This is a genomic window from Acinetobacter sp. 10FS3-1 (genome assembly GCF_013343215.1).
GTDB lineage: Bacteria > Pseudomonadota > Gammaproteobacteria > Pseudomonadales > Moraxellaceae > Acinetobacter > Acinetobacter lwoffii_C.
This window is the reverse complement of record NZ_CP039143.1, coordinates 1,702,388-1,729,379: the sequence shown is the minus strand read 5'-3', so window position 1 is coordinate 1,729,379 and position 26,992 is coordinate 1,702,388. Positions and strand designations below refer to the sequence as shown.

The window sequence follows — 26,992 nt, the reverse complement described above, 5'->3', positions numbered from 1 at the left end:
AGGAGATCGATTCAATGACACAAGTACGGTTAAGCTATGCCTATGGAACCAGCAGCCAGCCCTTATTGGGGATGACAATTGGTGAAAAATTTGACCAGGCTTGCGAGCAGTATGCGGATCGGGATGCAGTGGTAAGTCTGCACCAGAATGTACGCCTGAGTTATCGGCAGCTACAGGAACAGGTCAATGCTTTTGCCTGTCAGTTGCTGAAACTGGGCCTGCAAAAAGGTGACCGTCTGGCGATCTGGTCGCCGAACTGTGTGGAATGGACCATTACCCAGTTTGCTGCTTTCAAGGCTGGCATTATTCTGGTCAACCTGAATCCGGCCTATAAAAGCAATGAACTGGAATATGTGCTGAATAAGGTGTCCTGTAAGGGCTTGGTCATTGCTTCACAGTTTAAAACTACGGACTACCAGGAAATTCTGACCAAAATTGCACCAGAGTTAAAAGAGACCGAAGACAAGTTGCTTAATGCAGAGCGCCTGCCGCATTTAAAGCATGTAATCAAAATTGATGACCAGCAGCATACAGGGATTCACCGTTTTCAGGATTTACTGCCTCCCCCGAGTGCCCAAGAACTGGAACAACTGCAACAGATCTCCAGTGAATTGCAGTTCGATGAAACCATTAATATCCAGTTTACCTCGGGCACGACTGGTAATCCGAAAGGCACCATGCTGACCCATAACAATATCCTGAATAATGGCTATTTTGTGGGTGAGGCAATTCACCTTGCACCGGAAGACCGGGTCTGTATTTCAGTGCCGCTATTCCACTGCTTTGGTATGGTGATGGGGAATCTGGCTTGTATTACTCACGGTTCAGCCATGATTTATCCGTCTGCAGTCTTTAATCCGCTGGAAACCTTAAAAGCCATCCAGCAAGAAAAATGTACGGCAGCTTATGGCGTCCCGACCATGTTTATTGCCATATTGGAACATGAACGTTTTGATGAGTTTGACCTGTCCAGCTTGCGTACCGGCATTATGGCAGGCAGTCCATGTCCACAGGAGATTATGCAGCGTGTGATTGAACGCATGCATATGTCTGAAATAACCATCTGTTATGGCATGACTGAAACTGCACCTGTAAGTGCACAAAGTTCAACTGAGGACAGTGTTGAGCAGCGAGTCAGTACTGTTGGTCGCGTCCATCCGCATCTGGAAGTTAAAATTGTAGATGAACAGGGCAAAGTGGTTCCGCGTGGTCAACTGGGCGAGCTTTGTGTGCGAGGTTATTCCGTGATGCTCGGCTATTGGGAAGATCAGGAAAAAACCCACGAAGTTATTGATGCTGCCCGCTGGATGCATACCGGTGATATTGCTGAAATGGATGATGCAGGCTTTATTAAAATCAAGGGGCGTATTAAGGATGTGGTGATTCGTGGTGGCGAGAACCTGTTCCCGAAAGAAATTGAGGATTTTCTCTATACCCATCCTGCGATCTCAGATGTACAGGTCATTGGTGTCCCAGACCATAAATATGGGGAAGAACTCTGTGCCTGTATCATTCTGCATGAAAATTATTCATGTACTGAAGAGGCGATTCGTCAGTATTGTATCGAGCATATTTCTCATAACAAAGTGCCACGTTATGTACGTTTCTTTCATGAATTCCCGATGACAGCTTCAGGTAAGGCGCAGAAATTTAAATTGCGTGAATTTATGCGTGAAGAACTAAATCTAAAAGAGATTGCTTAAATTAATTAAAGTTAAGTTTAAATAGTATTTGATCAGATGACCTGGCGGCAAGGATGCCGCCGTTTCATTGCATGGCAAGGATGCCATATCAATGAAACAGAGGGGTTTGGTTACGTTGCCCAGTCAAAGTAACGAAGCACCTGCAGAATGGAAGAAGAATCCATCGTGCAAATTGAGGTCATGCGTTTAGCAATTTCTTTAAATAGATAAAAATGCATTTCTATATAAAGTCTTATTTCAATATAAAACTTCATATATCGACTATCTAAATCAGAGTAAACAGATGGCAAAAAACTTTCACAGTGAAGTGGTGGTCGCCAGTTATGATGATCACATCCGTAAATTAATTCCTGCTTATGAACTGGTGCATCAGCAGATTGAGGCTATTCTCAGTACGGAATTACCAGAAAATGCACATATTCTGATTGCGGGCTGCGGAACAGGATATGAGTTGTCCTATCTGTTAGAGCAGCATCCACACTGGACTTTTACGGCGATTGATCCTTCAGTCACCATGCTGGAACAGGCAAGGAAAAATCTGGCTCCTTTTGCTGCCGAGCAGAGAGTCCGGTTTATACAGAGCACTACCCACGGACTGGAGCAGGATACTTTTGATGCAGCACTGGCGATTCTGGTCGCCCATTTTATTCCTGAGCCACAGAAAACCGAATTTTTTCAGCATATTTATGAAAGTCTTAAAACAGGCGGGATCGTGTTGACTTATGACCTGATGCAGCCAGAAAATGAAACTGCACTACAGATCATGCAAAAAATGGCGCAGCAGACGGGATTAAGTCTCCGGCAAAGTGAAAACATGCTGGCCAGATTACAGCAGGATTTTGCATTGATTTCGACTGAAGACTTCAAAGGCCTTTTGACAAAAGTCGGATTCAAGCACTGCAAAACTTATTGTCAAATTATGAATTATTATGGCTTTTTTCTGAAAAAATAAAGATCATAAAGCATTATATTTGCGATAAAGTTAAAGAGATTATTCAAGGAAGTAGAGAGAAGAATGTCGGCATATTACAGTTTAATTCAACGTGAGCAGCATGCAGATGGTAGTACTACAGCTTATTACCGTTCCAATATTCATGCCCAAGGCGCATGGAATCCTCATGAACAGCATATGGCTCCAGCAACAGGTATCCTCTGTGTAGAGCTGGAACAGTTTCAGCCACGAGAGGATATGCGAATTGGTCGGGTCGGACTGGATATCTTTGGATTGATTGCTTTTGGTGAGTTTTCAATTACCACCCGCATGCTTCGTCCGGGTAAAACCATTGAGCTGGTTGAAGCAGAAATGTGTGCGAATGGAAAAACCTGTATCGTTGCGCGTGCCTGGAAAATGCTGACTTCGGATACCCGCGCTATCGCCGGTCTAGAAGATTTTCCGATTGAAAGTCCGGAATTTTTACCCGTGTGGGAAGGCATGCGCTGCTGGCCAGGCGGTTATATCCAGAGTATTGAAACGCGTGCGCATGCCGATCATCGGGCAGGCAAAGGGATTGTCTGGCTCAAAAACTCTTTGGACATGGTAGAAGGACAGACAACGACCGCCTTTAGCCGTTTGCTCGGTATGGTCGACACGGCGAATGGTATCGTGCCACGTCAGGATCCGAGTGCGGGCTGGGGATTCCCGAATCTGGACTTGCAGATTCACATGCACCGTCTGCCACAAGGTGAATGGTTGGGGCTGGAAGTAGTGCAGCAATATGGCGAAGATGGTATCGCTTTGACCAGCGGCATTCTGCATGATATTCACGGGCCATTCGGACGCAGTGAGCAGATTCTGACCCTTCGGAAATTTTAACATCTCTTTAAAAATCAGGACGAATTGCTTCGTCCTTTTTTTATTGGCATGCTGTGTGCAATTTATCAGGAATATATGCAGATGCGGATAAGTATCATCGGGGCAGGGCGCGTGGCTTATCACTTCGCCCGTGTATTGTCAGGCCAGCATGAAATTGTACAGATCTATAGCCGGAGTGTTGAAAAAGCCCAGCAACTGGCTGATCTATGCACAGCTCAGGCCATCACCAGCCCTGAACAGCTAAATAGTCATGTAGATCTGGTTATTATTGCAGTCAGTGACCAATCGATCCGAACAGTCATCGAGCAGGTACATAACTATCTGCCAGACGTATTGATAGTACATACATCAGGCAGTACGCACTTAAATGTGCTGCGTGATGTACATCCAAAATCCGGAGTGTTTTATCCTCTTCAAACCTTCAGTCTGGAGCGTGAAATTGACTGGTTAAATACCCCTTTGTTTATTGAAGCACATCATGATGAAGACAAGGGGAAACTTCATACTCTGGCAAATAGCCTAAGCAAAAAGGTCTATCTATACAGCTCTGAGCAACGTTTAAGCCTGCATTTAGCTGCGGTATTTGCCTGTAATTTTAGCAATTACTGTTATGATATGGCCAAACAAGTGGTCGATGCGCAGCAGGTTGATTTTAGCCTGCTTTCTCCATTGATGCTGGAAACGGCCAAGAAAGCCACTCAGAATGATCCACGCCAAATGCAAACTGGACCTGCAATGCGAGGGGATGAAAATATCCTTAAAATGCATCAGCAGATGCTGGCGAAGATGCAACGAGACGATTTGCAAAAGGTTTATCAGCTGTTAAGCCAGCAGATTTTAGCGCGTCATCAAAAATGAAAGGATTGATCTTTAATTGAATAAGCTAATTTGGTTGCATTCACTCTTTAAATTTAAGTGAAAATGCGCAGAAAAAAATAATAAAATGGACATGCTATAGGGATGAAGCGTTGTTTGTCTTTTTAAGCCCGATGATAGGCACAGGACTTGCACTAATCTTCTGGCTGAAAGATAAGTTTTTCCAATAAAAAAGCGCTGATCAGGTCAGCGCTTTTTTAAAACTCTTTTCTTAAGAAATTTTCTTGAAGATAAAGTCATTAATCTTGTGGCCGGCTTCAATGCCGCGACGCTCAAATTTGGTTTGTGGACGCCAGTCCGGGCGTGGGTAGCTGTTGCCTTTGCCCGCCAGATTTTCCAGTCGTGGACGTTCTTCCAATACTTCAAGCATCCATTCCGCATACGGTTCCCAGTCCGTTGCGGCATGGAAAGTTCCACCAAGCTCCAGCTTTTGCTCTACCAGTGGCATACGGTCATGCGAAACAAAACGGCGTTTGAAGTGACGTTTCTTCTGCCATGGATCAGGGAAATATAACTGAACTGTATTAATGCTATTGTCCGGCATTTCACGCAATACCTGAATTGCATCGGCATCTAGCACACGCAGGTTAGTCAGGCCTTCAATTCCAGCCTCATAGACACATTGGGCAATTCCTGGAACATGTACTTCAATCCCGACAAAATTGCGCTCAGGATTGGCTTTGGCCATCAATACCAGTGAACGGCCCATACCAAAACCGATTTCTACCGTTAATGGGCGTTCAGGATGTTCAAAGTGCTGACGTAAATCACCTACCGGATATTCCAAAATTAAGTGACCATATTGTTCAAGCGCAGTACGTTGAGAGGTATTTAATGGCGCTGAACGGCGCATAAACGTCACAATTTCACGGTGTTCGCTTAAATTGTCCAGCTCTACGACGTGCTGGTCTAATTGATCGTTCGACATAATTTTGGCAAAACTAAAAATTCAGAATGCGGTATTTTAAGTCCTGAGCGGAGCAAGTCAAACTTTTCTCGGTATTTATCCATAAAAAGCCGGTTGGATTCCCAAAGTCAAATAAAAAGAACTCTTGGCTCTATTTGTCAATAAAACTAAATGAGATGTTCAAATATTTTTGACTTTAAATTTCTGAACCACGTGATCCAGTATATTCACCGAAGTTATCTCTTAAACCCATGCATGAGTCAGATCCAGTCCCGAATATTTAAACTTACTTGTAATTCAGGCTTCATCCTCTGCTCTGCCAATACTCTCTCCAGAGGCTAGAAAACTTTCCACTTTTAAGGCGTATCACAAAATCGCTTCTCAATAAGGAAAGCCCGTATCTCTTAAACAGATGCAGATAAAAATCTACACAAGATAGGCTTGCAAAAGCTTGTGATTTCCTCAATATTGAAGAAGTAAATGTCTTGGAATGACAGTTACGCTTTTTTGCAATTTACAGGTTTGATCGCTTGAAAGTTTGTCAGAAGCGTTTTAAAACATTGAGAAGTGTAGAACAAGGATCAGAAATGAAGCTTTACTATTCGCCGGGTGCCTGCTCATTGGCAGCACATATTATTTTAAATGAAATTAATGTCGACTTTGATTTAGAACGTGTTGATTTAAAAAGTCATACAACAGAAAAAGGTACGGATTATTACGAAATTAATCCCAAAGGCTATGTACCTGCACTCGAAATTAACCCGGGTTTAATTCTGACAGAGAATGTGGCAATTTTACCGTTTCTTGCACAACATGATCCCAAGCAGGATCTGATTCCACCCTCTGGCATGGGACGTGCCAAAGTGCTGGAATGGTTAGGTTATCTCAATTCAGAATTGCATGATGCTTATGCGGTGTTCTTTGGTGGCAAGTTATCCGATGATGAAAAGAAAAAAGCCTATGCAGAAGTTGATCGTCTATTAAGTTATATCGACAAAGCGATTGCTGAATCAGACAATGACTATCTGGTTGATGATAACTTTGGCCCAGCCGATGCTTATCTGTTTGTGTTGACCAATTGGTCGAATCATATTGAGCATGATTTAAGTCCGTATAAGAATATTATTCATCTTCGAAACAAAGTTGCGGCGCGGCAGTCTGTACAGATTGCAATGCGAGATGAAGGTCTAATTCCATAAAATTTTAAAAAAAGCATAATTATTATGCTTTTTTTTTGACTTTCATTTAATAATTGCTATTGGAATAAATAAGATGAAGAAAATACTGAATTTAGTATTAAGTTTTGGTTTAACGGGAATGTTGGTTGCATGTAGTAATGTTAAAAATCCAGAAAATGTAGCTCAAGAGTATGTTACAGCAGCCTATAAAGGCGATTCAGAAAAAATGCTTTCTTATATTTATATACCTGAAAATGTTAAAGCCCAAGCGGGTTCTGAAGAAATGATTCAAGGCAAAATAAAAGCTGGCGCGGCAAAGGCTAAAGAGCAAGCTGAACGTAAAGGCGGAGTCAAAGAAATTAGTGTGGTAGACAAAAATATCGATGAAGCAAATGGCAAAGGACGGGTGACTATCGGAGTCAGCTTTAAAAATGAAGGCTCTAATTCTGTAACAGATCGAGTAAAACTTATCAAAAATGAAGATAAATGGAAAGTTGATTTATAATCGGTTTATTTTGTTTTTGGGCGGATTAGTTATTCTAATCTGCCTTTTTATTGGGTTCTCCTCCAAAGATACTATAAAGCCAGATAAACAGATTTATATGCCCGAGCATGCATTTCAAGTGGGTGATTGGATTGTTCGGGAGGGGATGGGTTACGAAAGTTTTTTAATCAAAAAGCTGAGTGGGAGTGAATATTCACATATTGGCGTGATTGCAGCGATTCAACCGAATATTTTAGTGGTGCATGCGACCACAGATGACGATCCCTCATATTTAAATCAAGTGATTCAATCAGATATCAGGGATTTTGTTGACTCAAAACGAGCAAAAAAGTGGGCGGTTTATAGAGAAAGCAGTTTAGAGCCAGATAAAAGAAAAGATATTGCTAGGGCCGTGGCAAGGCAGGTAGGAGAGCAATTTATTTTAGGATCAAGAGGTGAGACGCATCGTTATTGCACTACGATTATTGCGGAGAAACTTCCATTATCTTTACGTAATAAACTGGTCTGGAGTAAGGTTGAATTGCCAGGCTTGCAGGGGGAGTTGCTCTTTCCTGATGCTTTATTAAAGCTTGAATCCGTCGAACTGATTTATAAAAATAGATAATTTAGGATGAGTAAAAGCTAAATCATAGTCAAAGAATCATACAATTCTTTGACTATGATGAGATTTATTTAAAGAAATAACCAGTTTCCGGCGAACTGGCATTGGCCATACGCTTACGCGGCATGCGACCTGCCAGGAAGGCTTCACGGCCTGCTTCTACTGCTTTACGCATCGCAGAGGCCATCAGAATCGGGTTTTGTGCAGCTGCAATTGCAGTATTCATCAGTACGCCGTCACAGCCCAGTTCCATCGCAATGGCGGCATCACTGGCTGTACCGACACCTGCATCGACCAGTACCGGAACTTTGGCATTTTCCTTAATAATGGAAAGCGTATGCGGGTTGAGGATACCAAGGCCTGAGCCGATCAGACTGCCCAATGGCATGATCGCCACGCAGCCCATGCTTTCAAGCTCCTGAGCCACGATTGGATCATCTGAGGTATAAACCATGATTTCAAAACCATCATCAATCAGAGTGCGAGCTGCTTTTAAGGTCTCAGTCACATTCGGATAAAGTGTTTTTTCATCACCTAAGACTTCCAGTTTGACCAGATTATGTCCGTCGAGTAGTTCCCGTGCCAGCATGCAGGTCCGTACTGCACTATTGGCATCAAAACAACCCGCTGTATTGGGCAAGATCGTATATTTTTCAGGTGGAATCACTGAAAGTAAATTCGGTTGATCCGGATGCTGGCCAATATTTACACGGCGAATCGCAACGGTCACAATTTCTGCACCACTGGCCTGAATTGCCTGATCCGTTTCATTTAAATCTTTGTATTTGCCTGTACCTACTAAAAGGCGAGACTGGAATTGGCGTGAACCAATCTGTAATAAATCTTGCATAGTTGTCCCAAGTATTAGCCGCCACCGACTGCATGAATAATTTCTATCTGGTCTGCTTCGCAAATTAATGTTTCACCTAATCTGCTTTTAGAAATAATCATTTCATTGACCTCAACTGCAAAGCGCTTGCCTTCAAGTGCAAGACTTTGAACCAGTTCCAGCAGGTTTTTGCATTGAGTATCTTGTTGTTCGCCATTGATATAAACCAGCATTGGCAACCCTCCATGATTGATTAAAGCTTCAGACTTATTTGATATATTTTACGGCATTCCAGGCCAGAATTAACCAGCCGGCAATCATTAAAGCACCGCCAATGGGCGTAATAACAGCTAAACCACGTGGCAGGCCTAGTGCCATAATATAAAGAGAACCACAAAAGAAGAAAATTCCTGCCTGAATCAGGACAAAGCTCCACTTGATCGGCAACTCTGGAATGACTCGGCTCATGATGGCCAGAAGCAGTAAACCCAGCGCATGATAGAAAAAATAATCTGTCGCTGTCTGCCACCAGGCCAATTGCGCTTCAGTTGCCCGTGCCTTTAAACCATGTGCACCAAATGCACCGAGCAGGACTGCAAGTGCAAGATTGAGTGCTGAAATCGCAATCCACATTTGAATTGATCTTCCCCATAAAGTTTGCGCTTAACTTTAGCATAAAAGTCAAATTGCCGGCATAAAAAAGCCTTCTGGGAGGAAGGCTTTTTTTGAAAATACCAAATTATGCAAATTCAAAATATCAGTTAGATGACATTGCAACTTTAATTTTTTCCATGGCATTTTTTTCCAGCTGACGAATACGTTCGGCAGAAACATTATATTCGGCTGCCAGTTCATGCAGAGTCGATTTTTCATCATCGAGCCAGCGGCGCTGCAAGATATTACGTGAACGGTCATCCAGTTGCTCCATGGCGTCGTGCAGGGCAGAGGTACTTTGTTCCTCATAGTCCTCATTTTCAATCAGACGTGCCGGATCATAACGGTTATCTTCAAGATACAAAGCCGGTGCAACATGGGTTGAACCTTCGTCATCGTCATCGCCTGAAGCATCAAAAGCAGCATCATACGCCGTCAGACGGCCTTCCATTTCCAGTACTTGTTCTGGTGTGACATTCAAGTCATTCGCAATTGATTTTGCTTCTTCGAGCGTCAGCTTTTTTGATGATTTTTTCAGGCTGCGTAAATTAAAGAAGAGTTTACGTTGTGCCTTGGTGGTGGCAATTTTGACAATACGCCAGTTACGAATCACATATTCATGAATTTCAGCTTTAATCCAGTGCACTGCAAATGACACCAGACGTACACCCATGTTCGGGTCGAAGCGTTTTACTGCTTTCATCAGACCCAGGTTACCTTCCTGAATCAGGTCACCCTGAGGCAGGCCGTAGCCTGCATAACTACGTGCAATATGTACCACAAAACGCAAGTGTGACATGACCAGCATTTTTGCTGCATCGAGATCTTGGTCATAGTAATAGCGTTCAGCCAACTCTTTTTCTTGTTCGGCTGTTAAAATAGGAATTTGATTGACAGTACTAATATAAGCACCGAGATTGACACCTGGCGCCGATAATGACAGGGGCATCAATTGATTGCGGCTGTCACTCATGTGTTCTCCTTGAAGTGCGGGGGATTTAACCCTTAACTAGGTTTAATCTTAATCCAAACTCTCCGCAAATAATGGATATTTGGGTAGAGAAATGTAAAGTTTTATACGTTTGTGAAGCTATCCAGTCTAATTGAATTTTTTTAAGATTCAATCAGGTAGTGAAACTCTGTGGCCGAAATCTGTCTAAATTCATATGTTAAATGATGGATTTGACAATAGCGTGTCACATCAGTCTTGCTATGCGGATCAGAAGACTTTAGTAAAAATGTCAGACCAGGTTGGGCTTTTAATGCGCGCTTTAACATAAGTAGTGGCATTGGACAGGGTTTGCCCATCGCATCTATGATACTGATTTGGTCGCTATTTTGCCCCATGACTGCTTTATCCGTACCACCTTTAAAAAGACCATAAATAATAGCAAATAGGATGCCAAAACCCAAATTTTTGAGCAAAAAGATACATCAACTAACACTTATCTGCTATTTGACATATTTTGTGAAAAAATAACTAAATCAAAAAGAACAAAGCTAAAAAATATCTATTAATTGTCATAAACCCGTGCTAAGCTCGTTGGGTAATTAGGATTTCAGTTAAACAACTTAGTTGTTTTTCACCCTATAACACCATGGATGTAACCGGGATTTTGTTAATAGTTTTACAGAATGATTACAAGCTTAAAAATAATATTTTCAAACTTGTTTGCTCTGCTGTTTGCAACACCGGGTGGTCCTTTTTTTAGTATCAATGAGGATTAACTAATGACAGCTGCTCGTGAACAAGGCGTAGTAAAATGGTTCAACGACACTAAAGGCTTCGGCTTTATTCAACGCAATGGCGGTGATGACGTATTTGTTCATTTCCGTGCTATCCAAGGTGACGGTCATCGTTCACTTCGTGACGGCCAGCGTGTTGAATTCAGTGTTGTAAAAGGCCAAAAAGGCTTCCAAGCTGAAGAAGTTCAACCGTTAGACTAATCTTCGGATTAATCTGAAAAGCGCTCCAATATAAATTGGGGCGTTTTTTGTTTATACTATTCCCATCTTTGTGATCATTGAATTAGAGCAGCGCTTTATGTCATCTGGTTTTGAAACCTTAAATTTACATCCCCAACTGAAAAAAGCAATTGATGCCTTAGGCTTTAACTCCATGACGCCGATTCAGCAGAAGGTTTTAAAATTCACACTGGCGGGTCATGATGCGATTGGTCGTGCACAAACAGGTACCGGAAAAACAGCAGCCTTTTTAATTAGTGTGATCAACGACCTGCTGAATAATCCGATTAAGGAGCAGCGTTATCGTGGGGAACCGCGTGCCCTGATTTTGGCGCCTACCCGCGAGCTGGCTTTGCAGATTGAAAGTGATGCTCAGGATTTGACGAAGTTCAGTGGTTTGAGTGTCGTGACTTTGCTGGGTGGTGTTGATTTTGACAAGCAGAAGGCACAACTGGATAAAGCACCCGTGGATATTATGGTCGCGACCCCAGGTCGTCTGATCGACTTTGTCGACCAGAAAGAAGTCTGGTTGGATCAAATCGAGTTTCTGGTCATTGACGAAGCGGACCGTTTACTCGACATGGGCTTTATTCCATCAGTTAAGCGGATTGTGCGTTTCTCTCCGCGTAAAGAGCAGCGCCAAACTTTGATGTTCTCTGCAACCTTTAGTTATGATGTTCTAAATCTGGCACAGCAATGGCTCTTTGAACCTGTTACTGTAGAGATTGAACCGGAAAAGAAAACCAATGCTGATGTTGAGCAGCGTGTTTATATGGTCGCTAAAGCGGATAAATATAAATTGCTGCAAGAAGTGTTGCGGGATGAGCCGATCGAGAAGGTCATGATTTTCGCCAACCGTCGTGACCAGGTGCGTAGACTGTATGATCATTTAAAACGTGATGGTTATAAAGTGGTGATGCTCTCTGGTGAAATTGCACAGGACAGACGTCTGAAGATGTTGGATCAGTTTAAAAATGGCAACCATAACATCATGATTGCAACGGATGTCGCAGGACGTGGTATTCATGTTGATGGTGTATCGCATGTAGTGAATTTCACCTTACCTGAACAGTCAGATGATTATGTGCACCGTATTGGTCGTACTGGACGTGCAGGAAGTCGAGGTGTGAGTATCAGTTTTCTTTCTGAGGATGATGCGTTCTATCTGCCTGAAATTGAAAAAGCAATTGGGCAAAAGCTGCCATTAACCCGCCTGGAAGGTTACTGTTAATCAGATTAGCAGTGGATGAATATAAAAAACCGCTCTTTAAGAGCGGTTTTTTATGCTTATTTATTAAAAAAATTATTTAGCCTGACAGCGGAAAGTTAAGGTGGTTTGATAGTCATCCTTCTGGTTTAGCCCGGTATTGGTTCCGGCAATATTCCCTAAAACCGTTGCAGCGGCTTGAATAATTTGGCCTGTCTGCTCATCCACAACACCTTTTAATGCACCATTATAGGCAGTCTGCTCATCCACAACGATGGTGGTGCTACGCGACCCACAGGCTTTATTGGCTGCCGCAATTGCATTGTTTTTCGCAATTAACTGGGTTTTTCCTAAACCGGTTACCTCAAACAGATTATTTTCTTTTTGCACTGCTAGTGAGGAAGTTGGGTTGGAAGCACATGCTGTTAAAATGAGCGTAGAAAGAGCTAGCCCGCCGAATGCCATTGTTTTTTTTATGATGCTGTCCTGATAAATCCGCTAAATAGAAGTTATTTCACCACAGAAAGAACTACAAATTTTGTGGTTGATGTATAAGTTTAGCAATTTTTAGTATAGCCCTGTGCACTTAAGCGTGCTTATACTTTTGCTTTGTTAAACAAAACGATGCCTTGTTTCCGTTCATGTGGCTAAAACGATCTCAAATTTGGTTATGAAGCTTGCTATTAATAGTCCGGTCTTGCTATTCGCTTCGTTTTATACCTGATCTGCCCAGCTTTAGCTTATGGCGCAATCCATTTCTGAAATTTCAATAGTTGCCGATTCTCTTTAAAACAGGAAATAATGGCTGTCAGCATCTGGTGTATGCTAGCAATACTTGTGAAGTTTCTAGAGTATTCAGCTATGAATATGCTAACCTTAAAAGTAGTTTTTAAGTGACAGATTTAGAAAGCAATGACGGAATCAGTGGTCGACATCGTTCATCAAAATATTCACCAGCGACAGTCTATTGGAAGTCTAGTAGCGCCTGCACCCAATGCAGAACAGTTGGAGTATGCTTTTCAGGCTGCCTTAACTGCACCGGACCATCACCGGTTAAAGCCTACCAGCTTTGTGGTGGTGCCTGATGAGCAGCGTGAAGCTTTTGGGCTTTTATTGTCTCAGGCGTTGATTGATCTGGGTGAAACTGAAACGGCACAGATTGAGCGAGTTAAAAACCATCCTTTTCGTGCGCCATTGCTGGTGCTGGCATTGACACGTTTGCAAGATCATCCCAAAGTTCCGCATTTTGAACAAATCCTGAGCTCTGGGGCCGCGATTCAAAATTTCCTGTTGTCTTTGCAAGCACAGGGTTTTTCGACCATGTGGCGCAGTGGAGTAGTGGTGGAATCGACTTTGTTTAAGCAGGCTTTAGGAATCTCCAAAGATGACCTGATTTCTGGCATTATTTATATTGGTACGGCGGCCAAAACCATTGCATCACGCGCAGACATTCAGACCAGTAATTATGTCAGTTACTGGCATCCAAATAATTAAAATGTACTGCAAAACAGGATATTAAAAACAAGATGTCAGAGTTGAATTTTTCCGATTTGGTTGAACCGGTAGCAGTAAATCAGAATACTGCTTTAAGAGTTACGGTGCTGGGTGGTGGTAGTTTTGGAACTGCTATGGCCAATACCGCAGTGCGTAATGGTTGCAATACCATGATCTGGATTCGTGATCCGGAAGTCGCAGCTGATATTAATGCGACACATATTAATAAGCGCTATCTGGCGGATTTTCAGTTAGAGTCCAATTTGCATGCTGTATCTGACTTGGAGCTGGCTGTGCGTGATCGCGATATTATTCTGGTTGCGATTCCAAGTCATTCTTTCCGTGATGTCCTGCAGCAGATTAAGCCTTTTATTAGTTCTCAGGCGGTCATTTCCCTGACCAAAGGGATTGAGGCGAAAACATTTAGCTTTATGAGTGATATTATTCGTGAAGTTTTACCAGAAGTGCCTTGTGGTGTACTTTCCGGTCCTAATCTGGCCAAAGAGATTATGGCGGGGCAGCCGGCAGGTACAGTGATCGCCAGTGAATCTGAGCTGGTGCGTTATGCAGTGCAGCAGGCCTTGCATAGTGCCTTGTTCCGTGTTTTTGCCAGTGATGATGTGCATGGCGTGGAGCTGGGCGGAGCCTTGAAAAATATTTATGCGGTTGCCATGGGAATGGCCGCTGCCTATAACGTGGGTGAGAATACCAAAAGTATGATTCTGACCCGTGCATTGGCTGAAATGAGCCGCTTTGCCGTAAAGCTCGGTGCCAATCCGCTCACCTTTTTGGGGCTTTCTGGTGTGGGTGATTTGTTTGCGACTTGTAACAGCCCGCTGAGCCGTAACTATCAGGTGGGTTATGCCTTAGGTAAGGGTAAAACTCTGGAACAGGCCACCACCGAACTGGGCCAAACTGCAGAAGGGATTAATACCATTGTGCAGGTTAAGATGCGTTCTGAAGAGCTGGAAGTTTATATGCCGATTACCACTGCATTATATGAGGTGATTTTCCAGGGGGCGCCACCCTTGTCGATTGCGTTGTCGCTGATGAAAAATGGTCATCGCAGTGATGTTGAATTTGTTTTGCCCCATCATCAGGTCTAATTTATTACCCTAATTGTATAATGTCTGTCATATCTGATCGTTATCATACAAATACAAGAAATGAAGGAATGAAAGATGCAACTGACTTTAGTACGACATGGCGAGGCTGCTCCTCCGGTCAATGGTCATGACGGCAAACGTCCGTTAACGGAGCGTGGGCACCAGCAGGCAGAACAGACGGCGCAGTTTTTAAAAGATAGGATCAAGCCTGAAGTCTTTGTGGTCAGTCCTTTGGTGCGTGCACAGGAAACTTTGGCACATTTACAGCATTATTTTAAAGATGTGCCTGTGGTGATCTGTAATGCCATCAAGCCAGATGATGATGCAAAAGTAGCCGTGGAATGGTTATCGCAACTGCCTTATGAGTCGATTGCAGTGGTCTGTCATATGAATGTCGTGGCACATATTGCTTCAATTCTGGTGGGAGATTCTTTTCAGCCTTATGCGCTGGCTGAAGCGCGTATTTATGATCAGGCGGTGATTGCAGCGGGTTTATCAACCCAGATAAAAAGCTTTAGCCCAACAATATAAAACCAGTTAAAAAACGGTAGAACACAATCGATGTTGTATTTATGGATGCCAGAAGCCAATGGAATTTGGCAATGGTCAGTGGGGGAGTTCTGGAACCAGGCAGCGACACTAGAGCAGCTGATTCAGGACATACAAGCTTATCAGGCCAAAGAGGCGGTGGTTTTTTTTCCAAGCCGTCATGTGCAAATCTTGCAGCAGACTTTGTCACGCAGCCAATATAAGAAAATGGGCAATGAAGGCATTAAATATTTGTTGGAAGAATATGTGGTGCTGCCGGTCGATGCCATGAAGGTTTTGCATCATTTTCAGCAGCCTGACCAGATCAGGCTTATGGGAATTGCAAACTCTACGGTAGAAACCTTGCAGCATGCCCTAAACTTGATTCCGGTAAAAGTTACCGCATTGTTGCCAGATTTTCTGATTGTGCCTGTGCCTGCGCATGCCAATCAGCGGGTGATTACACAAATTGGCGGACAATTGCTGGTTCGAGAAGATGAGTATATAGGCCAGTCACTGGATGACCTAAGCTTATATCTGGATTTTCAACCCAAAGATTTACAATACCAGGTCAGTGGTCTGGATGTTGAGCAGTTAAATAGCTTGGAAGCGGTGACGACGCGGGAGCAAATTGAATCTTTTCAGTACACCTTACCAGTCATTAAAAAACCCAAGCAGCACCCGTTTAATATTCTGCCTAAGGCAAAATCAGAGGGTGTAATTTCAGGCTACTGGAAGGCTTGTGCTGCGGTTTTCGTGGGGATTTTGCTGGTTCAGTTTAGTTATGATGCAGTGCGTTGGTATCAATATAAAAAAGTTGCCAATCAGACGGCCATGCAGGCCATAGACCAGTTTAAATACTGGTTTGGGCAGAATTATCCGGTGACCGAGCAAAATATTGAAAGCCAGTTTGAGGCGCAGTTGCGTCAGAGCCAGACTGCCAATATGCATGCTTTACAGTTAATGAGCCGCGTGGGGCCAGTGTTGATGCAGAATCAGATGGTGGCGCAGCGCGTTCATTATGATGCGTCGGGGCTGAGTCTGGAGTTACAAGCTGCAACCTCGGAGAGCTTGAATGGGCTTTCCCAGCAGTTGAATCAACAGGGATTCAAGGTGGAGTTAGGCAATATACAGGCAACAGCTACAGGTGCGGTAGGACTGGTGAAAATACAATAATGAAAACGATGCAACAATTACAAAACCGGCTTGACCAGCAGTTTGAACGATTCAGTGATTATTTGGACAGCTTGTCCGTGCGTGAGCGGGTACTGGTCATTTTCACCATTATATTTGTGCTGGTTGCAGCAATTGGCTCTGCACTCTGGTATATGCATCAAGCTGCGGATACCCAGCAAAAGCGTTTAAATCAGCTTAAAGATACAATTGTGTGGATGCAGAGTAATGCCGTGACCATGAAACCCGCTGGAGACTTACAGCTGGATGCTGCGGAGAAAGTCCAGCGTGTTGCTCAGCAGCAAGGTTTGTCTGTTGCTTCCCAGCACATAGATGGAAAAATTCAGCTGGTCGTTCTGCATGAAAATTATGCAGTGCTGGCAAACTTCCTGACCCAGTTGACCCAAATGGGGCTAAGTATCGAAAAAATGGAGCTAAATAAGGAAGCAGAGCAGATTAAATTAGCAGCGACTGTGCAATAGCAACTAAAAATAAAGATTTACAAAGCATGGTTTTTTGGGCTGCCTATGCCTATAATATGGCGACTTAAAAAGTAGCAGACTTTTCTAGATATGTTGTATTCTCTAGCCCGCCCTTTGTTGTTTTCTTTAGCACCAGAGCGTGCACATGAGCTAACACTATCATTATTACAATCAACCCATAAAATGGGCTTGGTGCATCAACGTGTAGCTGCAAAACCTGTCAGCTGTATGGGAATTGAATTTCCGAATCCGGTCGGTCTTGCTGCCGGTCTGGATAAAAATGGTGCCTATATTGATGCTCTGGCTAGCCAGGGTTTTGGTTTTATTGAAATTGGGACAATTACCCCACGACCGCAAGCCGGTAATCCACACCCGCGTTTATTCCGTCTGCCGCAAGCCAAGGCAATTATTAACCGGATGGGTTTTAATAACGATGGGGTAGACAAGTTAGTTGAAAATGTCAAAGCGGCAAAATTTAAAGGTGTTTTGGGCATTAATATCGGTAAAAATGCCGATACACCGGTAGAAAAAGCTGTAGATGACTATCTCATTTGTTTAGAAAAAGTCTATAATTATGCTTCCTACATTACTGTAAATATCTCTTCTCCAAATACCAAGAACCTGCGTAGCTTGCAAAGCGGCGATGCGCTGACTGAATTGTTAGAAACGCTGAAAAATCGTCAACTGGAATTGGCGCAGGAACATCAGCACTATGTGCCGTTAGTATTGAAAGTAGCTCCAGATCTGGAATCAGAAGATATTGCCTTTATTGCCAAGCAGTTATTGCAATATAAAATTGATGGTCTGATCGTGACCAATACCACATTGTCGCGTGAAGGCGTTGAAGGTCTGGCGTATGCGGAAGAAGCAGGTGGTTTATCGGGTGCACCGGTCTTTGAGAAAAGTACGGCATGCCTCGCTGCGTTTGCAGGGATTTTGAAAGGACAAATTCCATTAATTGGTGTGGGTGGTATTCTTTCAGGTGCAGATGCTGTTGCCAAAAAGCAGGCAGGAGCCAGCTTGGTACAGGTTTATAGTGGTCTTATCTATACTGGACCAAAACTTGTCAAAGACTGTGTAGACGCACTTTAAAACTTATGAATGCCATTGACATCTTTATACTGATTATCCTGCTTATTGGAGGGTTAAACGGTTTGCGTCAAGGATTTATCAAAGCCTTTGCGAACTTGGTGGGATGGATTTTCGCCTTAATTGTTGCGGCGAAATATTCAACACTACTTGCGCCTTCCATGGTGGCTCTCAGTACTGATCCAGTGGTACAGAAGATTGCGGCCTTTGCTTTTATTGTACTGATTATTGTTGTTTTGACCTGGATCGTCACCTTTCTTCTGAACCGTATTTTAAAAACACTTAAACTTGGCCCGCTCAATCGTCTTGCAGGCGGTGTTTTTGGAAGCCTGAAAGGGTTGCTGATTGTCCTGATCACACTTCAGGGAATTGGTCCATGGGTAGAAAGTTCCCCGCACTGGAAACAGTCCAAGCTCATTCAGGCTTTAATTCCGTATGCACCTTGGGCAACCGAGCTGTCGAAAGACGCTGCAAACGGTGCCTTAAAGCACATCAAATCTGAAGGTACACCGAGACTTTCAGATTCTTCATCTGAATCTTCTAAAGACGGAATTTCAGATGCATCTACGAATAATCCTTTTATTAATCCCTAGCTTGTCTGCGAGGTTGCTATGTGTGGAGTAGTTGGTATAGCTGGTAAAACGCCCGTTAACCAAATGTTGTTTGATGCATTAACGATGTTACAACATCGTGGACAAGATGCTGCTGGGATCGTGACATGCGATGAAGGACGCCTGTTCCTGCGCAAAGATAATGGTATGGTGCGTGACGTATTTCATACCCGTCATATGCGTGCCTTAAGAGGAAACTACGGCATTGGTCATGTGCGTTATCCCACTGCGGGTTCTTCAAGTAGTGCTGAAGCGCAGCCATTTTATGTGAACTCGCCATACGGGATTACCTTGGCACATAACGGTAACCTGACCAATTCGGCTGAAATTCATGAAGATCTGTTTAAAACAGATTTGCGTCATATGAATACCGATTCGGACTCGGAAGTTTTACTTAACGTTTTTGCACATGAACTGCAAAAACGCGGCAAACTGATGCCGACTTCAGAAGATGTATTTCATGCGGTAACGCGTGTTCATGAGCGTTGTAAAGGTGCTTATGGGGTAGTTGCCATGATTACTGGCCAAGGTCTGGTAGGGTTCCGTGATCCGAACGGTATCCGTCCATTGATCTATGGTTCACGTCAGACTGAAGAAGGCATGGAATATATCATTGCTTCTGAGTCGGTTGCGATTACAGCACTGGGCTTTAAGGTTGAACGTGATATTGAGCCGGGGGAAGCAATATTTATTGACCTCCAGGGTAATTTCTTTACCCAGCAATGTGCGAGCAAGCCGGCATATCGTCCATGTATTTTTGAATATGTGTACTTTGCCCGCCCGGATGCAATCATTGATGGTATTTCAGTGTATAAAGCCCGTCTGAAAATGGGTGAGAAACTGGCTCATAAAATCCTGCGTGAATGGAGTGAGGAGCATGATATTGATGTGGTCATCCCAATTCCGGATACATCACGGACTTCAGCGCTAGAGCTGGCGAATACGCTGGGCGTGAAATTCCGTGAAGGCTTTATGAAAAACCGCTATATCGGTCGTACTTTCATTATGCCAGGTCAGCAACAGCGTAAAAAATCGGTCCGCCAGAAACTTAACCCGGTTGAGCTGGAATTTCAGGGTAAAAATGTTTTATTGGTTGATGATTCGATTGTACGCGGTACCACCTGTAATGAAATTATCCAGATGGCGCGTGATGCAGGGGCAAAAAAAGTTTTCTTTGCTTCAGCTGCACCTATGGTGAAATATCCAAACGTCTATGGTATTGATATGCCGGCAAAATCAGAGCTGATTGCTTCTGAACGTAGTGTAGAAGAAATCCGTGAGATTATTGGTGCAGACCGTCTGGTGTTTCAGGATCTGGAAGACCTGAAAGAAGCAGTACGTACGACCAAGGTGCCGAAATTGCGTGAGTTTGATTGCTCGGTATTTGACGGTATCTATGTCACAGGCGGAATTGATAGAGAATATCTTGATAACTTACAGAAAAAACGTAAGGAAAGTGCCAAAAAAGGTGAGAACTATATCGATGTTAATATCGATGCCGCTTCAGTCGACCTGACGGGTGTACGTGAATCCTAAGCGATTAAAGCGATAAAAATCATAATGAAAAAGCGGGAACTTCCCGCTTTTTTGTTTTATGATGAGCGCATTGCAGATCATGTGACTTAGGGTGGTACATTGAGAAGCGTAAGCTATACGTTTATAAAGAATAAAAATATGTGGCTGCCAGCGAGCTTTTGCCTGATTGCAGTATTATTAACAATATTTATTATAAATATAATTGCCGGCTTATTTGCCTTCTATATTGATCCCACCCAGTCTTTAGTTTGGCATAGCTTCAGTCCTTATCTGATTGCGTTTGTCCTGTTTTTAATGGCAGTTTCTGTATCACATGAATTTTATGTACTCCGTGCCGGTGGCTATTCGCTTGCCAAGCAAATGGGCGCACGCCGGCTGAGCCAGATAGAAAGTATTCCTGAAGAAAGCGCGGCATTACGGGTTACCGAACAGCTTGCGGAAACTTTTTTGATTGAGGCTCCAGCGGTTTATGTACTACCCGATGAAGTCGGAGTCAATGCCCTGACAGCAGGTTTCGGCCCGGCAGATACCGCAATTATTCTGACTTGGGGCGCTCTACAGACGCTAGATGAAATGGAATTGTATGGTCTGCTAAGCCATGAATTTAATAAAATTCTGTCTGGTGAGGCTGCTGAAAATACCCGGCTAAAAATCCTGTATAGCAGTCTGGTGACTTTTAGCCAGTGGGGCAGTAAGTTGGCCAAGTCCGGATTTTACCGTCATGGTATTCCGCGTGAAAACCGGTTTGAAACGCTATATGTGGCGCTGGGTGCAGTCATTTGGCTGGTTGGCAGTTTAGGGGTACTCATTTCTCGTTTTATCAAATATATATCGCTGAGCGGGCGAACTTTCAAGAATGACCAGAAAACCAGGCGCCTGATTCAAAATGATGCCAACATTCAGACCTTATTAAGGATTTATGTGCATCATTCCGGTTCGCAAATCTATAGTGAATATGCTGAATCAATTTCACATATGTGTTTTGCCAACTCCCTGAGCCAGCAGAACTGGTTGAATATTCATCCGGATATTAATCAGCGTATTTATGAGTTAAATCCTGGGCTGATTCAGGAACTGCAACTCGAAAATCTGAAAAAGTTGAAAAATCAGCCCTTATTTAGCCTGTTCCGCTCTTTAGAGGATGTGGTGCCTCAAAGCACAACCACTTGGAGCTCGCCACAGCCATTACCTTTGCTGCGCCTGTCACCCATTAGCTTTGCGATTAAAGATGCGATCAAGCCGCTGAATCCGGAATTTCGCACCAATATGCCACGTCCGGATCTGATTGAACGGGCTTTGCAGACTTCGACGGGTTCTCGTGAAGTCATGGTTGCTATTTTAATGATCCGGCAATATCGTGAATTTATACCGACTGAAGCAGAGGTCAGCCGTGCGATTGTGGACTCATTGTTGAATCTGGATGGTCGTGTTCATACTCCCATCTTTTTACAGGCTTGCAAAAATATTGGTGGCATGCCGATTACTGTTGCCCGGCAGTTTCTGATGAAGCTGGCACGGATTATTCAGGAAGATGGAGAAATTGGCTTGCTGGATGCTTTGCTGCTGGAGCGAGTCAAGCATGAATTGAATTTATTGCCTGTACATACGCCCACTTCACTGGAAGAGGTTAAGTCCCAGATTGTGCGTTTGATTGATGCTTTACTCCATGTCCAGCAGATTAACAGCGGGAACCAGCTCGAAGTTCGGGAGCGGATTTTAAACCGTATTTTGACCTTAAAAGAGCAGGAGATGTATGCTGAAATTTCTGATGAACCAATTGATCTGGCTGAAATTTTGAATGATATTGCCGGGTTATTGTTGCGTGACCGTTTAAGCATATTGGGGATTGCGGAAGCCTGTTTGTGGAGCGACCGGATTGTGACTCAGGATGAGCTGGATGTGATGGAATTGCTATACTGGCGTCTAGGGTTTGAAACGGATGAGATCATTGAGCAAATGCTGAAAAAAAATAGCCTGATGATTGTTTAGGTTTCTCTTTAGGTCGCTGAGACGAAGTGGACCCATCTTCATGCTAAGATAGGCATTCAAATTTCAGGTCTGATGTTATAGACATATTTCAGGTCTGATGTTATAGACATAACAGTGTGGAAAACAGGCAAGATAGAACCCTAAAACTGGAAAAAGTTCGGCAGAGTAAGGCGAATCCGGCTAAAATGTTTGGCCTGAAATGGGTGATGATGAAAAAATGATAGGGCATCAGCGTGGCATACTGGCAGCATTGGGAATTGATATATGGATTCCTAGGGATGAGGCATGCCAGCAGCATCAGGTTTCCATCTGGCGGGATCAGGCAACTCCTGAGCTTCGTAGCGAGATTACTTTACCGCAAACTGCGCGTCATGAGCCGCTGCCACAAGAAATTGTATCTGTACCAGTTAGCATCGTTGAGCTTGATGAAGTTAAGGAAGTTGTTGAAGCTTCAGTAACCGTCGTTCCAGTTCAGGAAGAGCGGCAAATACAACATATTCCGCCATTCAGTTTACAGGCCCTTAATTTGCCGCATTGTGTCATTGTGATGAATGCCACAGAGATGACAGAAGAGACCCAGCATTTGTGGAGTAACATCCAGCGCGCCCTGCAAGGTGAATTTTATGAGTTAAACTGGCCATTTCCATGGGCGAATATGCAGGACGGCCGTGGGGTAGAGTCTTATATTCAGGGCTTTCTGGATATGATGAGTATGGAGAAAAATATAATTTTTCTGGGCTCTGTTCCCTATGTCCATCCCGTAAAAATGATTCAGCTGGCTTCCTTGCAGGAGATGCTGGAACAGCCCACTCTGAAAAAACGTTTATGGCAATTTATGCAAAATAAACCGGATAGTGTGGATTAATATCCGTTAAGACCAAAAGGAGTTGGAATAAAAAGTATGAAACAGAAAGTTGTAGTATTCAGTCAGATTGATCCAGACATTCAGGAAAAACTCGAACAGCGTTATCAGGTGGTCTGTTTGCAGCCAAAGTTGGGTGATGTCAATGAACAGCTCTTGACGCATGTGCGGGATGCAGAGGGCATGCTCGGTGCAGGACGGTTGTTGAATCGTCATAATTTGGCCACTGCAAACCGATTAAAAATTATTTCCAGTGTCAGTGTGGGTTATGACAACTATGAGCTGAATTATTTAAATAAAAAGCAGATTTATCTTGCACATACGCCACATGTATTGACTGAAACTACGGCTGACCTGGCTTTTTGCTTATTGATGTCCGCTGCCCGAAAAGTTCCCTATCTGGATCAATGGACCAAACAGGGACAATGGCAGCGTACTGTAGGCGAAGCACAATTCGGTGTAGATGTTTTTGGAAAAACGCTTGGGATTATTGGCCTTGGTCATATTGGTGCTGCAATCGCACGCCGTGGTTTTTATGGTTTTAATATGAATATTCTTTACCATAACCGCCGCGAAAAACCGGAGTTGGCCCAAAGCCTTCGTGCAGAATATTGTACTTTAAGCCAGCTTTTACAGCGTTCGGATTTTGTGGTGATTGCGGTAGATTTAAATGCAGAATCAAAATCCCTAATAGCCGCAGCAGAACTGGCCCAAATGCAGCCTCATGCTGTGCTGGTAAATATTGCCCGTGGTTCAGTAATTGATGAGCAGGCCTTGATTGATGCCCTAAAAGCTAGGCAGATATTTGCAGCAGGGCTAGATGTTTATCAGAAAGAACCTTTAAAAGAGTCAGAGCTGTTTAAGCTGGAGAATGTAGTTACTTTGCCTCATGTGGGTTCGGCGACAGCAGCGACACGGAAGAAAATGGCAGAACTGGCCTATCAGAATCTGGTGGATGCACTGGAAGGGAAAGTGCCACGCTATGTGGTTAATCCACAGTTTTAGATTTATACGAAGTTAATATTAAATAACATTTTCTTGCATTTATGCTCAAGCTTCAATGCTATATTCGTGGAAGTTGGAAATATTAGGCTCAGAGAATTTTCATTGAAACGTTTGCTACTGGCTTGTAGTTTAAGTATATGTATGTCCGTAGGACATACCGACAGCACTTATTTTGATCGACCGACAGCACTATTTACTGTGCCCGATATTGGGGCTGGTATAGGCTTGCTCGATCAGCAAAAAGAAAAAATGATCGGTGAAAAAGTCTATCGCGAAGTACATAGGCAGATGCCAGTGATGCAGGATCCCTGGCTTGAAGATCAGCTCCTCTCAGTGTTTTCCCATATTCTCAGTCAAACCCAGTTATCCCAGCCGATTGGCCTGCTAGTTATTAATGATGCACAAATTAATGCCTTTGCCGTGCCCGGTGGCTTGTTTGCTTTAAATGCAGGTTTGATTAATTCTGCACGTAATATGGATGAAGTGGCTGGGGTGATGGCGCATGAAATTGCTCACGTTTCCCAGCGCCATTATAGCCGTTCCCAAGAGGCCTTTAAGGGGCAGGGCTTATTGGCTTTGGCAGGAATTCTGGTGGGAGCCTTGGTGGCCTCGCAGGCAGATGGTGATGCAGGTGCTGCGGTCATGATGGGCTCTCAGGCAGCTTTACTTGATCAGCAGCTCACTTATAGCCGTAATCAGGAACGTGAAGCGGATCGCATTGGTATGCAGTACATGTACGCATCGGGTTATAATCCGCATAGCATGGCAGATTTTTTCGAGGTTATGCATCGATCTACCAGCCGTTTAAGTTTTTTACCGGATTTCTGGCTTACTCACCCTTTGACGACCGAAAGGATGAGCGAAGCGCGACTGCGTGCTGGTCAGCTTCCGGCAGTCAAACCGAAGCTGAATGATCAGGATTTTGAAATTATCAAATGGTATAGCCGGGTAGTGTCCCGTCAGGCCAGTGAAAAGCAGTTAAGTTTGCTGGCAGGGCGCAATAGTTTTGCTGGTCAACTGGCCTTGGCGACGTATCATCTGCAACAGGGCGACTTTCAGGCTGCACAGGCTGTTCTTGATCAGGTGAGCCAGAAGCACCAGAAGCATCCTTTATGGATATTAAGTCAGACGGATGTTTATCTGGGCCAAAATCATGTTAATGAGGCTTTAAAAAGTGTGAGTTCAGCAGCACGCATTATGCCGGAAAACCGGGCATTGAATTATAAGCATGCTGAGGTGCTGATTCGTGCCAAACAGCCTGATCATGCTAGAACTATTGTACAGCGCTTTTTAAGTGCAAATCCGCGGGATGTCAGTGGTTGGCGTCTTATGCAAATGGCTGCAAATGCTCAGCCAGCCTCCGAGATTAAAGCCGCGACTGTTCTGCGCTATCGGGCTGAAGTGGAATACTGGTCAGGTCATGAGGAAACAGCGATTAAATCTTTATTACATGCACAGCGGGTCAGTAAAAGTAATCAGTCTTTATCGGCCACCATTAATCAGCGTTTAAAGCAGATGCAGCGGGAACGACAAGATAAAATCTGAAAATAGTTTTATGCGGATTTTGTGGGTAGAAGATGTATCCCAATCCGGGTAAATCACGCTACAATCGGGCCAAAGAGAATTGTTTATTTAAATCATTGTATGAAAAAAATATTATTAGCGGTATTGCTATTGGGGTGTGGTGTGAATGGTTTTGCTGCAAGTGCAGTCGAATATGTAGAAGCGGTTGAGCAGATTAATACTGATTATCAAAAAGAATCACGTCAGTTTTTAAAAGCGTTAAATCCACAGCAGCAGGGTTTTACGGCGTCGCAGCAGCAGCAGTTTTGCGCTATTGTGCAGCGTTATGTTGACCGTTTATATCAGGCAGCAGATCAGAACCGGGCCTATCTGGATCGTCAGTTTCAAAATGTAGGCAAACAGGAGGTGATATTGCAGGTCAAATCTTCTAAAGAGATGCAGTTGCTAAAACGTCATCATGTGAATTGTAATTTGCAATAAAAAAAATGAGAATATGGCGAGAACTGTCTAAAAGTGAGGCAGTTCAGCACGGATTTAGAGCTGAATTGAATAGGGGATTAAGCAAGCTTGGCTTTGATTTTGGCTGAAACCTGTGCAGGATCGGCGCGCCCGGCTATGAGCGGACGCAGAGAATTCATCACCTTACCCATATCTTTCATGCTAGTAGCTTGTTGCGCTGCAATCGTTTGCGCAATCACGGAATCAAGTTCTTCCTCAGTCATAGCTTCTGGTAGAAATTGAGAGAGAACCTCAACTTCGGCTTGTTCCTTACTAGCTAAATCTTCTCGACCAGCACCTGTAAAGGCTTTGATCGATTCTTTACGTTGTTTAATTTGTTTTTCAATGACCGCAAGAACTTGAGCGTCGTCAAGTTCTTTACGCTCATCGACTTCGATTTGCTTAATTGCGGCTTGGAGACTACGAATGACCGTTAACTTGTCCATTTCTTTAGCACGCATGGTGGCTTTCAAAATGTCAGTAATCTGGTTTTTTAAAATAGTCATTATTTATTCCAAGCGGTCAATCACAAATTAATCTTAGTAAAGGCGAGTTGTACGTACTGATTCACGCGCCAATTTCTTTTGGTAGCGTTTAACAGCAGCAGCTTTTTTGCGCTTACGTTCTTGAGTTGGTTTCTCGTAGAATTCGCGCTTACGTACGTCAGCTAAAACACCCGCTTTTTCACATGAACGTTTGAAACGACGGATAGCTACGTCTACTGGTTCGCCTTCTTTCAATTTAACTTGTGGCATGAAGAATCCTCATTAAGTTATGGATAAGATCAGGGCCGAATTGCCCTTGATCACAAGTGAAGGTCAGTATTTTACTCATTTACATCTCATACCACAAGTCTA

31 protein-coding genes are annotated in these 26,992 nt (G+C 43.6%); 22 read left to right on the top strand and 9 right to left on the bottom strand.

Going from position 1 to position 26,992, the window contains the following annotated elements; genetic code table 11:
- Window positions 1–14: 14 nt before the first annotated feature.
- From E5Y90_RS08250 to E5Y90_RS08235, 4 genes are all read left to right on the top strand, one after another.
- Window positions 15–1,703, top strand: a complete 1,689-nt coding sequence (locus E5Y90_RS08250) for an AMP-binding protein (RefSeq protein ID WP_174659944.1) — start codon at window positions 15–17, stop codon at window positions 1,701–1,703.
- A gap of 283 nt (window positions 1,704–1,986) precedes the next feature.
- Window positions 1,987–2,655 (top strand): class I SAM-dependent methyltransferase, encoded by a 669-nt coding sequence (locus tag E5Y90_RS08245; RefSeq protein WP_174659943.1) that lies wholly within the window; start codon window positions 1,987–1,989, stop codon window positions 2,653–2,655.
- Between the two features lie 63 nt (window positions 2,656–2,718).
- Complete coding sequence (locus tag E5Y90_RS08240; RefSeq protein WP_174659942.1) at window positions 2,719–3,516, top strand: thioesterase family protein; 798 nt, start codon at window positions 2,719–2,721, stop codon at window positions 3,514–3,516.
- An 81-nt stretch (window positions 3,517–3,597) separates the two neighbouring features.
- Window positions 3,598–4,374, top strand: coding sequence for a Rossmann-like and DUF2520 domain-containing protein (locus tag E5Y90_RS08235; protein ID WP_174660586.1), 777 nt, complete (start codon window positions 3,598–3,600; stop codon window positions 4,372–4,374).
- 229 nt (window positions 4,375–4,603) lie between these two features.
- Here the strand turns inward: E5Y90_RS08235 and trmB are convergent, their stop codons facing one another.
- A complete protein-coding gene (gene trmB, locus E5Y90_RS08230; protein WP_174659941.1) occupies window positions 4,604–5,320 on the bottom strand; it encodes a tRNA (guanosine(46)-N7)-methyltransferase TrmB in 717 nt (238 codons plus the stop codon).
- 566 nt (window positions 5,321–5,886) lie between these two features.
- Here trmB and E5Y90_RS08225 point away from each other — a divergent pair.
- From E5Y90_RS08225 to E5Y90_RS08215, 3 genes are all read left to right on the top strand, one after another.
- Window positions 5,887–6,498, top strand: coding sequence for a glutathione binding-like protein (locus E5Y90_RS08225; protein WP_151206124.1), 612 nt, complete (start codon window positions 5,887–5,889; stop codon window positions 6,496–6,498).
- Between the two features lie 73 nt (window positions 6,499–6,571).
- Window positions 6,572–6,982, top strand: a complete 411-nt coding sequence (locus E5Y90_RS08220; protein WP_151204180.1) for a DUF4878 domain-containing protein — start codon at window positions 6,572–6,574, stop codon at window positions 6,980–6,982.
- Entirely contained in the window at window positions 6,954–7,586 is a 633-nt protein-coding gene (locus tag E5Y90_RS08215; RefSeq protein WP_174659940.1) for a hypothetical protein, read from the top strand. Before E5Y90_RS08220 ends, E5Y90_RS08215 begins: the two co-directional genes overlap by 29 nt.
- A gap of 64 nt (window positions 7,587–7,650) precedes the next feature.
- On the opposite strand, the gene E5Y90_RS08210 is transcribed toward E5Y90_RS08215, so the two are convergent.
- The 5 genes from E5Y90_RS08210 to E5Y90_RS08190 form a co-directional block, all read right to left on the bottom strand.
- Window positions 7,651–8,433, bottom strand: coding sequence for a thiazole synthase (locus E5Y90_RS08210; RefSeq protein ID WP_151204182.1), 783 nt, complete (start codon window positions 8,431–8,433; stop codon window positions 7,651–7,653).
- Between the two features lie 14 nt (window positions 8,434–8,447).
- Entirely contained in the window at window positions 8,448–8,645 is a 198-nt protein-coding gene (thiS, locus tag E5Y90_RS08205) for a sulfur carrier protein ThiS (RefSeq protein ID WP_174659939.1), read from the bottom strand.
- Window positions 8,646–8,679: 34 nt separating this feature from the next.
- Complete coding sequence (locus tag E5Y90_RS08200; RefSeq protein WP_151206128.1) at window positions 8,680–9,045, bottom strand: DUF423 domain-containing protein; 366 nt, start codon at window positions 9,043–9,045, stop codon at window positions 8,680–8,682.
- A gap of 124 nt (window positions 9,046–9,169) precedes the next feature.
- Window positions 9,170–10,039, bottom strand: coding sequence for an RNA polymerase sigma factor RpoH (gene rpoH / locus E5Y90_RS08195; protein WP_151204185.1), 870 nt, complete (start codon window positions 10,037–10,039; stop codon window positions 9,170–9,172).
- A gap of 140 nt (window positions 10,040–10,179) precedes the next feature.
- The gene (locus E5Y90_RS08190; protein ID WP_174660585.1) at window positions 10,180–10,413 is read right to left on the bottom strand and encodes a sulfurtransferase TusA family protein; all 234 of its coding nucleotides are present in this window, start codon (window positions 10,411–10,413) and stop codon (window positions 10,180–10,182) included.
- A 384-nt stretch (window positions 10,414–10,797) separates the two neighbouring features.
- On the opposite strand from E5Y90_RS08190, the gene E5Y90_RS08185 reads away from it, so the two are divergent.
- Complete coding sequence (locus E5Y90_RS08185) at window positions 10,798–11,013, top strand: cold-shock protein (RefSeq protein WP_004280099.1); 216 nt, start codon at window positions 10,798–10,800, stop codon at window positions 11,011–11,013.
- A 97-nt stretch (window positions 11,014–11,110) separates the two neighbouring features.
- Window positions 11,111–12,262 (top strand): ATP-dependent RNA helicase RhlB, encoded by a 1,152-nt coding sequence (gene rhlB / locus E5Y90_RS08180; protein WP_151204186.1) that lies wholly within the window; start codon window positions 11,111–11,113, stop codon window positions 12,260–12,262.
- A 72-nt stretch (window positions 12,263–12,334) separates the two neighbouring features.
- On the opposite strand, the gene E5Y90_RS08175 is transcribed toward rhlB, so the two are convergent.
- Complete coding sequence (locus tag E5Y90_RS08175; RefSeq protein WP_174659938.1) at window positions 12,335–12,703, bottom strand: hypothetical protein; 369 nt, start codon at window positions 12,701–12,703, stop codon at window positions 12,335–12,337.
- 447 nt (window positions 12,704–13,150) lie between these two features.
- On the opposite strand from E5Y90_RS08175, the gene E5Y90_RS08170 reads away from it, so the two are divergent.
- The 13 genes from E5Y90_RS08170 to E5Y90_RS08110 all read left to right on the top strand — a co-directional run bounded on the left by E5Y90_RS08170 (window position 13,151) and on the right by E5Y90_RS08110 (window position 26,117).
- Window positions 13,151–13,732, top strand: a complete 582-nt coding sequence (locus E5Y90_RS08170) for a nitroreductase family protein (protein WP_151204188.1) — start codon at window positions 13,151–13,153, stop codon at window positions 13,730–13,732.
- Between the two features lie 32 nt (window positions 13,733–13,764).
- Window positions 13,765–14,838 (top strand): NAD(P)H-dependent glycerol-3-phosphate dehydrogenase, encoded by a 1,074-nt coding sequence (locus tag E5Y90_RS08165; RefSeq protein ID WP_151204189.1) that lies wholly within the window; start codon window positions 13,765–13,767, stop codon window positions 14,836–14,838.
- A 75-nt stretch (window positions 14,839–14,913) separates the two neighbouring features.
- Window positions 14,914–15,369 (top strand): phosphohistidine phosphatase SixA, encoded by a 456-nt coding sequence (gene sixA, locus E5Y90_RS08160; RefSeq protein WP_174659937.1) that lies wholly within the window; start codon window positions 14,914–14,916, stop codon window positions 15,367–15,369.
- Window positions 15,370–15,399: 30 nt separating this feature from the next.
- The gene (gene gspL, locus E5Y90_RS08155; protein WP_174659936.1) at window positions 15,400–16,542 is read left to right on the top strand and encodes a type II secretion system protein GspL; all 1,143 of its coding nucleotides are present in this window, start codon (window positions 15,400–15,402) and stop codon (window positions 16,540–16,542) included.
- The gene (gene gspM, locus E5Y90_RS08150) at window positions 16,542–17,021 is read left to right on the top strand and encodes a type II secretion system protein GspM (protein WP_174659935.1); all 480 of its coding nucleotides are present in this window, start codon (window positions 16,542–16,544) and stop codon (window positions 17,019–17,021) included. Before gspL ends, gspM begins: the two co-directional genes overlap by 1 nt.
- 90 nt (window positions 17,022–17,111) lie before the next feature.
- The gene (locus E5Y90_RS08145) at window positions 17,112–18,113 is read left to right on the top strand and encodes a quinone-dependent dihydroorotate dehydrogenase (RefSeq protein ID WP_151204193.1); all 1,002 of its coding nucleotides are present in this window, start codon (window positions 17,112–17,114) and stop codon (window positions 18,111–18,113) included.
- Between the two features lie 5 nt (window positions 18,114–18,118).
- Entirely contained in the window at window positions 18,119–18,703 is a 585-nt protein-coding gene (locus E5Y90_RS08140) for a CvpA family protein (RefSeq protein WP_151204194.1), read from the top strand.
- An 18-nt stretch (window positions 18,704–18,721) separates the two neighbouring features.
- Window positions 18,722–20,257, top strand: coding sequence for an amidophosphoribosyltransferase (purF, locus tag E5Y90_RS08135; protein WP_151204195.1), 1,536 nt, complete (start codon window positions 18,722–18,724; stop codon window positions 20,255–20,257).
- Window positions 20,258–20,356: 99 nt separating this feature from the next.
- The gene (locus tag E5Y90_RS08130) at window positions 20,357–22,246 is read left to right on the top strand and encodes a M48 family metalloprotease (protein WP_174659934.1); all 1,890 of its coding nucleotides are present in this window, start codon (window positions 20,357–20,359) and stop codon (window positions 22,244–22,246) included.
- Window positions 22,247–22,463: 217 nt separating this feature from the next.
- Complete coding sequence (locus E5Y90_RS08125; RefSeq protein ID WP_174659933.1) at window positions 22,464–23,111, top strand: hypothetical protein; 648 nt, start codon at window positions 22,464–22,466, stop codon at window positions 23,109–23,111.
- Window positions 23,112–23,147: 36 nt separating this feature from the next.
- Window positions 23,148–24,113 (top strand): 2-hydroxyacid dehydrogenase, encoded by a 966-nt coding sequence (locus tag E5Y90_RS08120; RefSeq protein WP_174659932.1) that lies wholly within the window; start codon window positions 23,148–23,150, stop codon window positions 24,111–24,113.
- Window positions 24,114–24,215: 102 nt separating this feature from the next.
- The gene (locus E5Y90_RS08115) at window positions 24,216–25,658 is read left to right on the top strand and encodes a M48 family metalloprotease (protein ID WP_217485899.1); all 1,443 of its coding nucleotides are present in this window, start codon (window positions 24,216–24,218) and stop codon (window positions 25,656–25,658) included.
- A gap of 99 nt (window positions 25,659–25,757) precedes the next feature.
- Window positions 25,758–26,117, top strand: coding sequence for a hypothetical protein (locus E5Y90_RS08110; RefSeq protein ID WP_151204200.1), 360 nt, complete (start codon window positions 25,758–25,760; stop codon window positions 26,115–26,117).
- Between the two features lie 77 nt (window positions 26,118–26,194).
- On the opposite strand, the gene E5Y90_RS08105 is transcribed toward E5Y90_RS08110, so the two are convergent.
- Together E5Y90_RS08105 and rpsU are read right to left on the bottom strand one after the other, a co-directional pair.
- Window positions 26,195–26,641, bottom strand: coding sequence for a GatB/YqeY domain-containing protein (locus E5Y90_RS08105; protein ID WP_151204201.1), 447 nt, complete (start codon window positions 26,639–26,641; stop codon window positions 26,195–26,197).
- Between the two features lie 33 nt (window positions 26,642–26,674).
- The gene (gene rpsU, locus E5Y90_RS08100; RefSeq protein WP_001136722.1) at window positions 26,675–26,890 is read right to left on the bottom strand and encodes a 30S ribosomal protein S21; all 216 of its coding nucleotides are present in this window, start codon (window positions 26,888–26,890) and stop codon (window positions 26,675–26,677) included.
- Window positions 26,891–26,992: the final 102 nt, after the last annotated feature.

Bases quoted from the DNA above. Each gene is read 5' to 3' on its own strand.
- E5Y90_RS08250 (WP_174659944.1), top strand. From the start codon at position 15: ATGACACAAGTACGGTTAAGCTATGCCTATGGAACCAGCAGCCAGCCC.
- E5Y90_RS08245 (WP_174659943.1), top strand. From the start codon at position 1,987: ATGGCAAAAAACTTTCACAGTGAAGTGGTGGTCGCCAGTTATGATGAT.
- E5Y90_RS08240 (WP_174659942.1), top strand. From the start codon at position 2,719: ATGTCGGCATATTACAGTTTAATTCAACGTGAGCAGCATGCAGATGGT.
- E5Y90_RS08235 (WP_174660586.1), top strand. From the start codon at position 3,598: ATGCGGATAAGTATCATCGGGGCAGGGCGCGTGGCTTATCACTTCGCC.
- trmB (WP_174659941.1), bottom strand. From the start codon at position 5,320: ATGTCGAACGATCAATTAGACCAGCACGTCGTAGAGCTGGACAATTTA.
- E5Y90_RS08225 (WP_151206124.1), top strand. From the start codon at position 5,887: ATGAAGCTTTACTATTCGCCGGGTGCCTGCTCATTGGCAGCACATATT.
- E5Y90_RS08220 (WP_151204180.1), top strand. From the start codon at position 6,572: ATGAAGAAAATACTGAATTTAGTATTAAGTTTTGGTTTAACGGGAATG.
- E5Y90_RS08215 (WP_174659940.1), top strand. From the start codon at position 6,954: ATGAAGATAAATGGAAAGTTGATTTATAATCGGTTTATTTTGTTTTTG.
- E5Y90_RS08210 (WP_151204182.1), bottom strand. From the start codon at position 8,433: ATGCAAGATTTATTACAGATTGGTTCACGCCAATTCCAGTCTCGCCTT.
- thiS (WP_174659939.1), bottom strand. From the start codon at position 8,645: ATGCTGGTTTATATCAATGGCGAACAACAAGATACTCAATGCAAAAAC.
- E5Y90_RS08200 (WP_151206128.1), bottom strand. From the start codon at position 9,045: ATGTGGATTGCGATTTCAGCACTCAATCTTGCACTTGCAGTCCTGCTC.
- rpoH (WP_151204185.1), bottom strand. From the start codon at position 10,039: ATGAGTGACAGCCGCAATCAATTGATGCCCCTGTCATTATCGGCGCCA.
- E5Y90_RS08190 (WP_174660585.1), bottom strand. From the start codon at position 10,413: ATGGGGCAAAATAGCGACCAAATCAGTATCATAGATGCGATGGGCAAA.
- E5Y90_RS08185 (WP_004280099.1), top strand. From the start codon at position 10,798: ATGACAGCTGCTCGTGAACAAGGCGTAGTAAAATGGTTCAACGACACT.
- rhlB (WP_151204186.1), top strand. From the start codon at position 11,111: ATGTCATCTGGTTTTGAAACCTTAAATTTACATCCCCAACTGAAAAAA.
- E5Y90_RS08175 (WP_174659938.1), bottom strand. From the start codon at position 12,703: ATGGCATTCGGCGGGCTAGCTCTTTCTACGCTCATTTTAACAGCATGT.
- E5Y90_RS08170 (WP_151204188.1), top strand. From the start codon at position 13,151: ATGACGGAATCAGTGGTCGACATCGTTCATCAAAATATTCACCAGCGA.
- E5Y90_RS08165 (WP_151204189.1), top strand. From the start codon at position 13,765: ATGTCAGAGTTGAATTTTTCCGATTTGGTTGAACCGGTAGCAGTAAAT.
- sixA (WP_174659937.1), top strand. From the start codon at position 14,914: ATGCAACTGACTTTAGTACGACATGGCGAGGCTGCTCCTCCGGTCAAT.
- gspL (WP_174659936.1), top strand. From the start codon at position 15,400: ATGTTGTATTTATGGATGCCAGAAGCCAATGGAATTTGGCAATGGTCA.
- gspM (WP_174659935.1), top strand. From the start codon at position 16,542: ATGAAAACGATGCAACAATTACAAAACCGGCTTGACCAGCAGTTTGAA.
- E5Y90_RS08145 (WP_151204193.1), top strand. From the start codon at position 17,112: ATGTTGTATTCTCTAGCCCGCCCTTTGTTGTTTTCTTTAGCACCAGAG.
- E5Y90_RS08140 (WP_151204194.1), top strand. From the start codon at position 18,119: ATGAATGCCATTGACATCTTTATACTGATTATCCTGCTTATTGGAGGG.
- purF (WP_151204195.1), top strand. From the start codon at position 18,722: ATGTGTGGAGTAGTTGGTATAGCTGGTAAAACGCCCGTTAACCAAATG.
- E5Y90_RS08125 (WP_174659933.1), top strand. From the start codon at position 22,464: ATGATAGGGCATCAGCGTGGCATACTGGCAGCATTGGGAATTGATATA.
- E5Y90_RS08120 (WP_174659932.1), top strand. From the start codon at position 23,148: ATGAAACAGAAAGTTGTAGTATTCAGTCAGATTGATCCAGACATTCAG.
- E5Y90_RS08110 (WP_151204200.1), top strand. From the start codon at position 25,758: ATGAAAAAAATATTATTAGCGGTATTGCTATTGGGGTGTGGTGTGAAT.
- E5Y90_RS08105 (WP_151204201.1), bottom strand. From the start codon at position 26,641: ATGACTATTTTAAAAAACCAGATTACTGACATTTTGAAAGCCACCATG.
- rpsU (WP_001136722.1), bottom strand. From the start codon at position 26,890: ATGCCACAAGTTAAATTGAAAGAAGGCGAACCAGTAGACGTAGCTATC.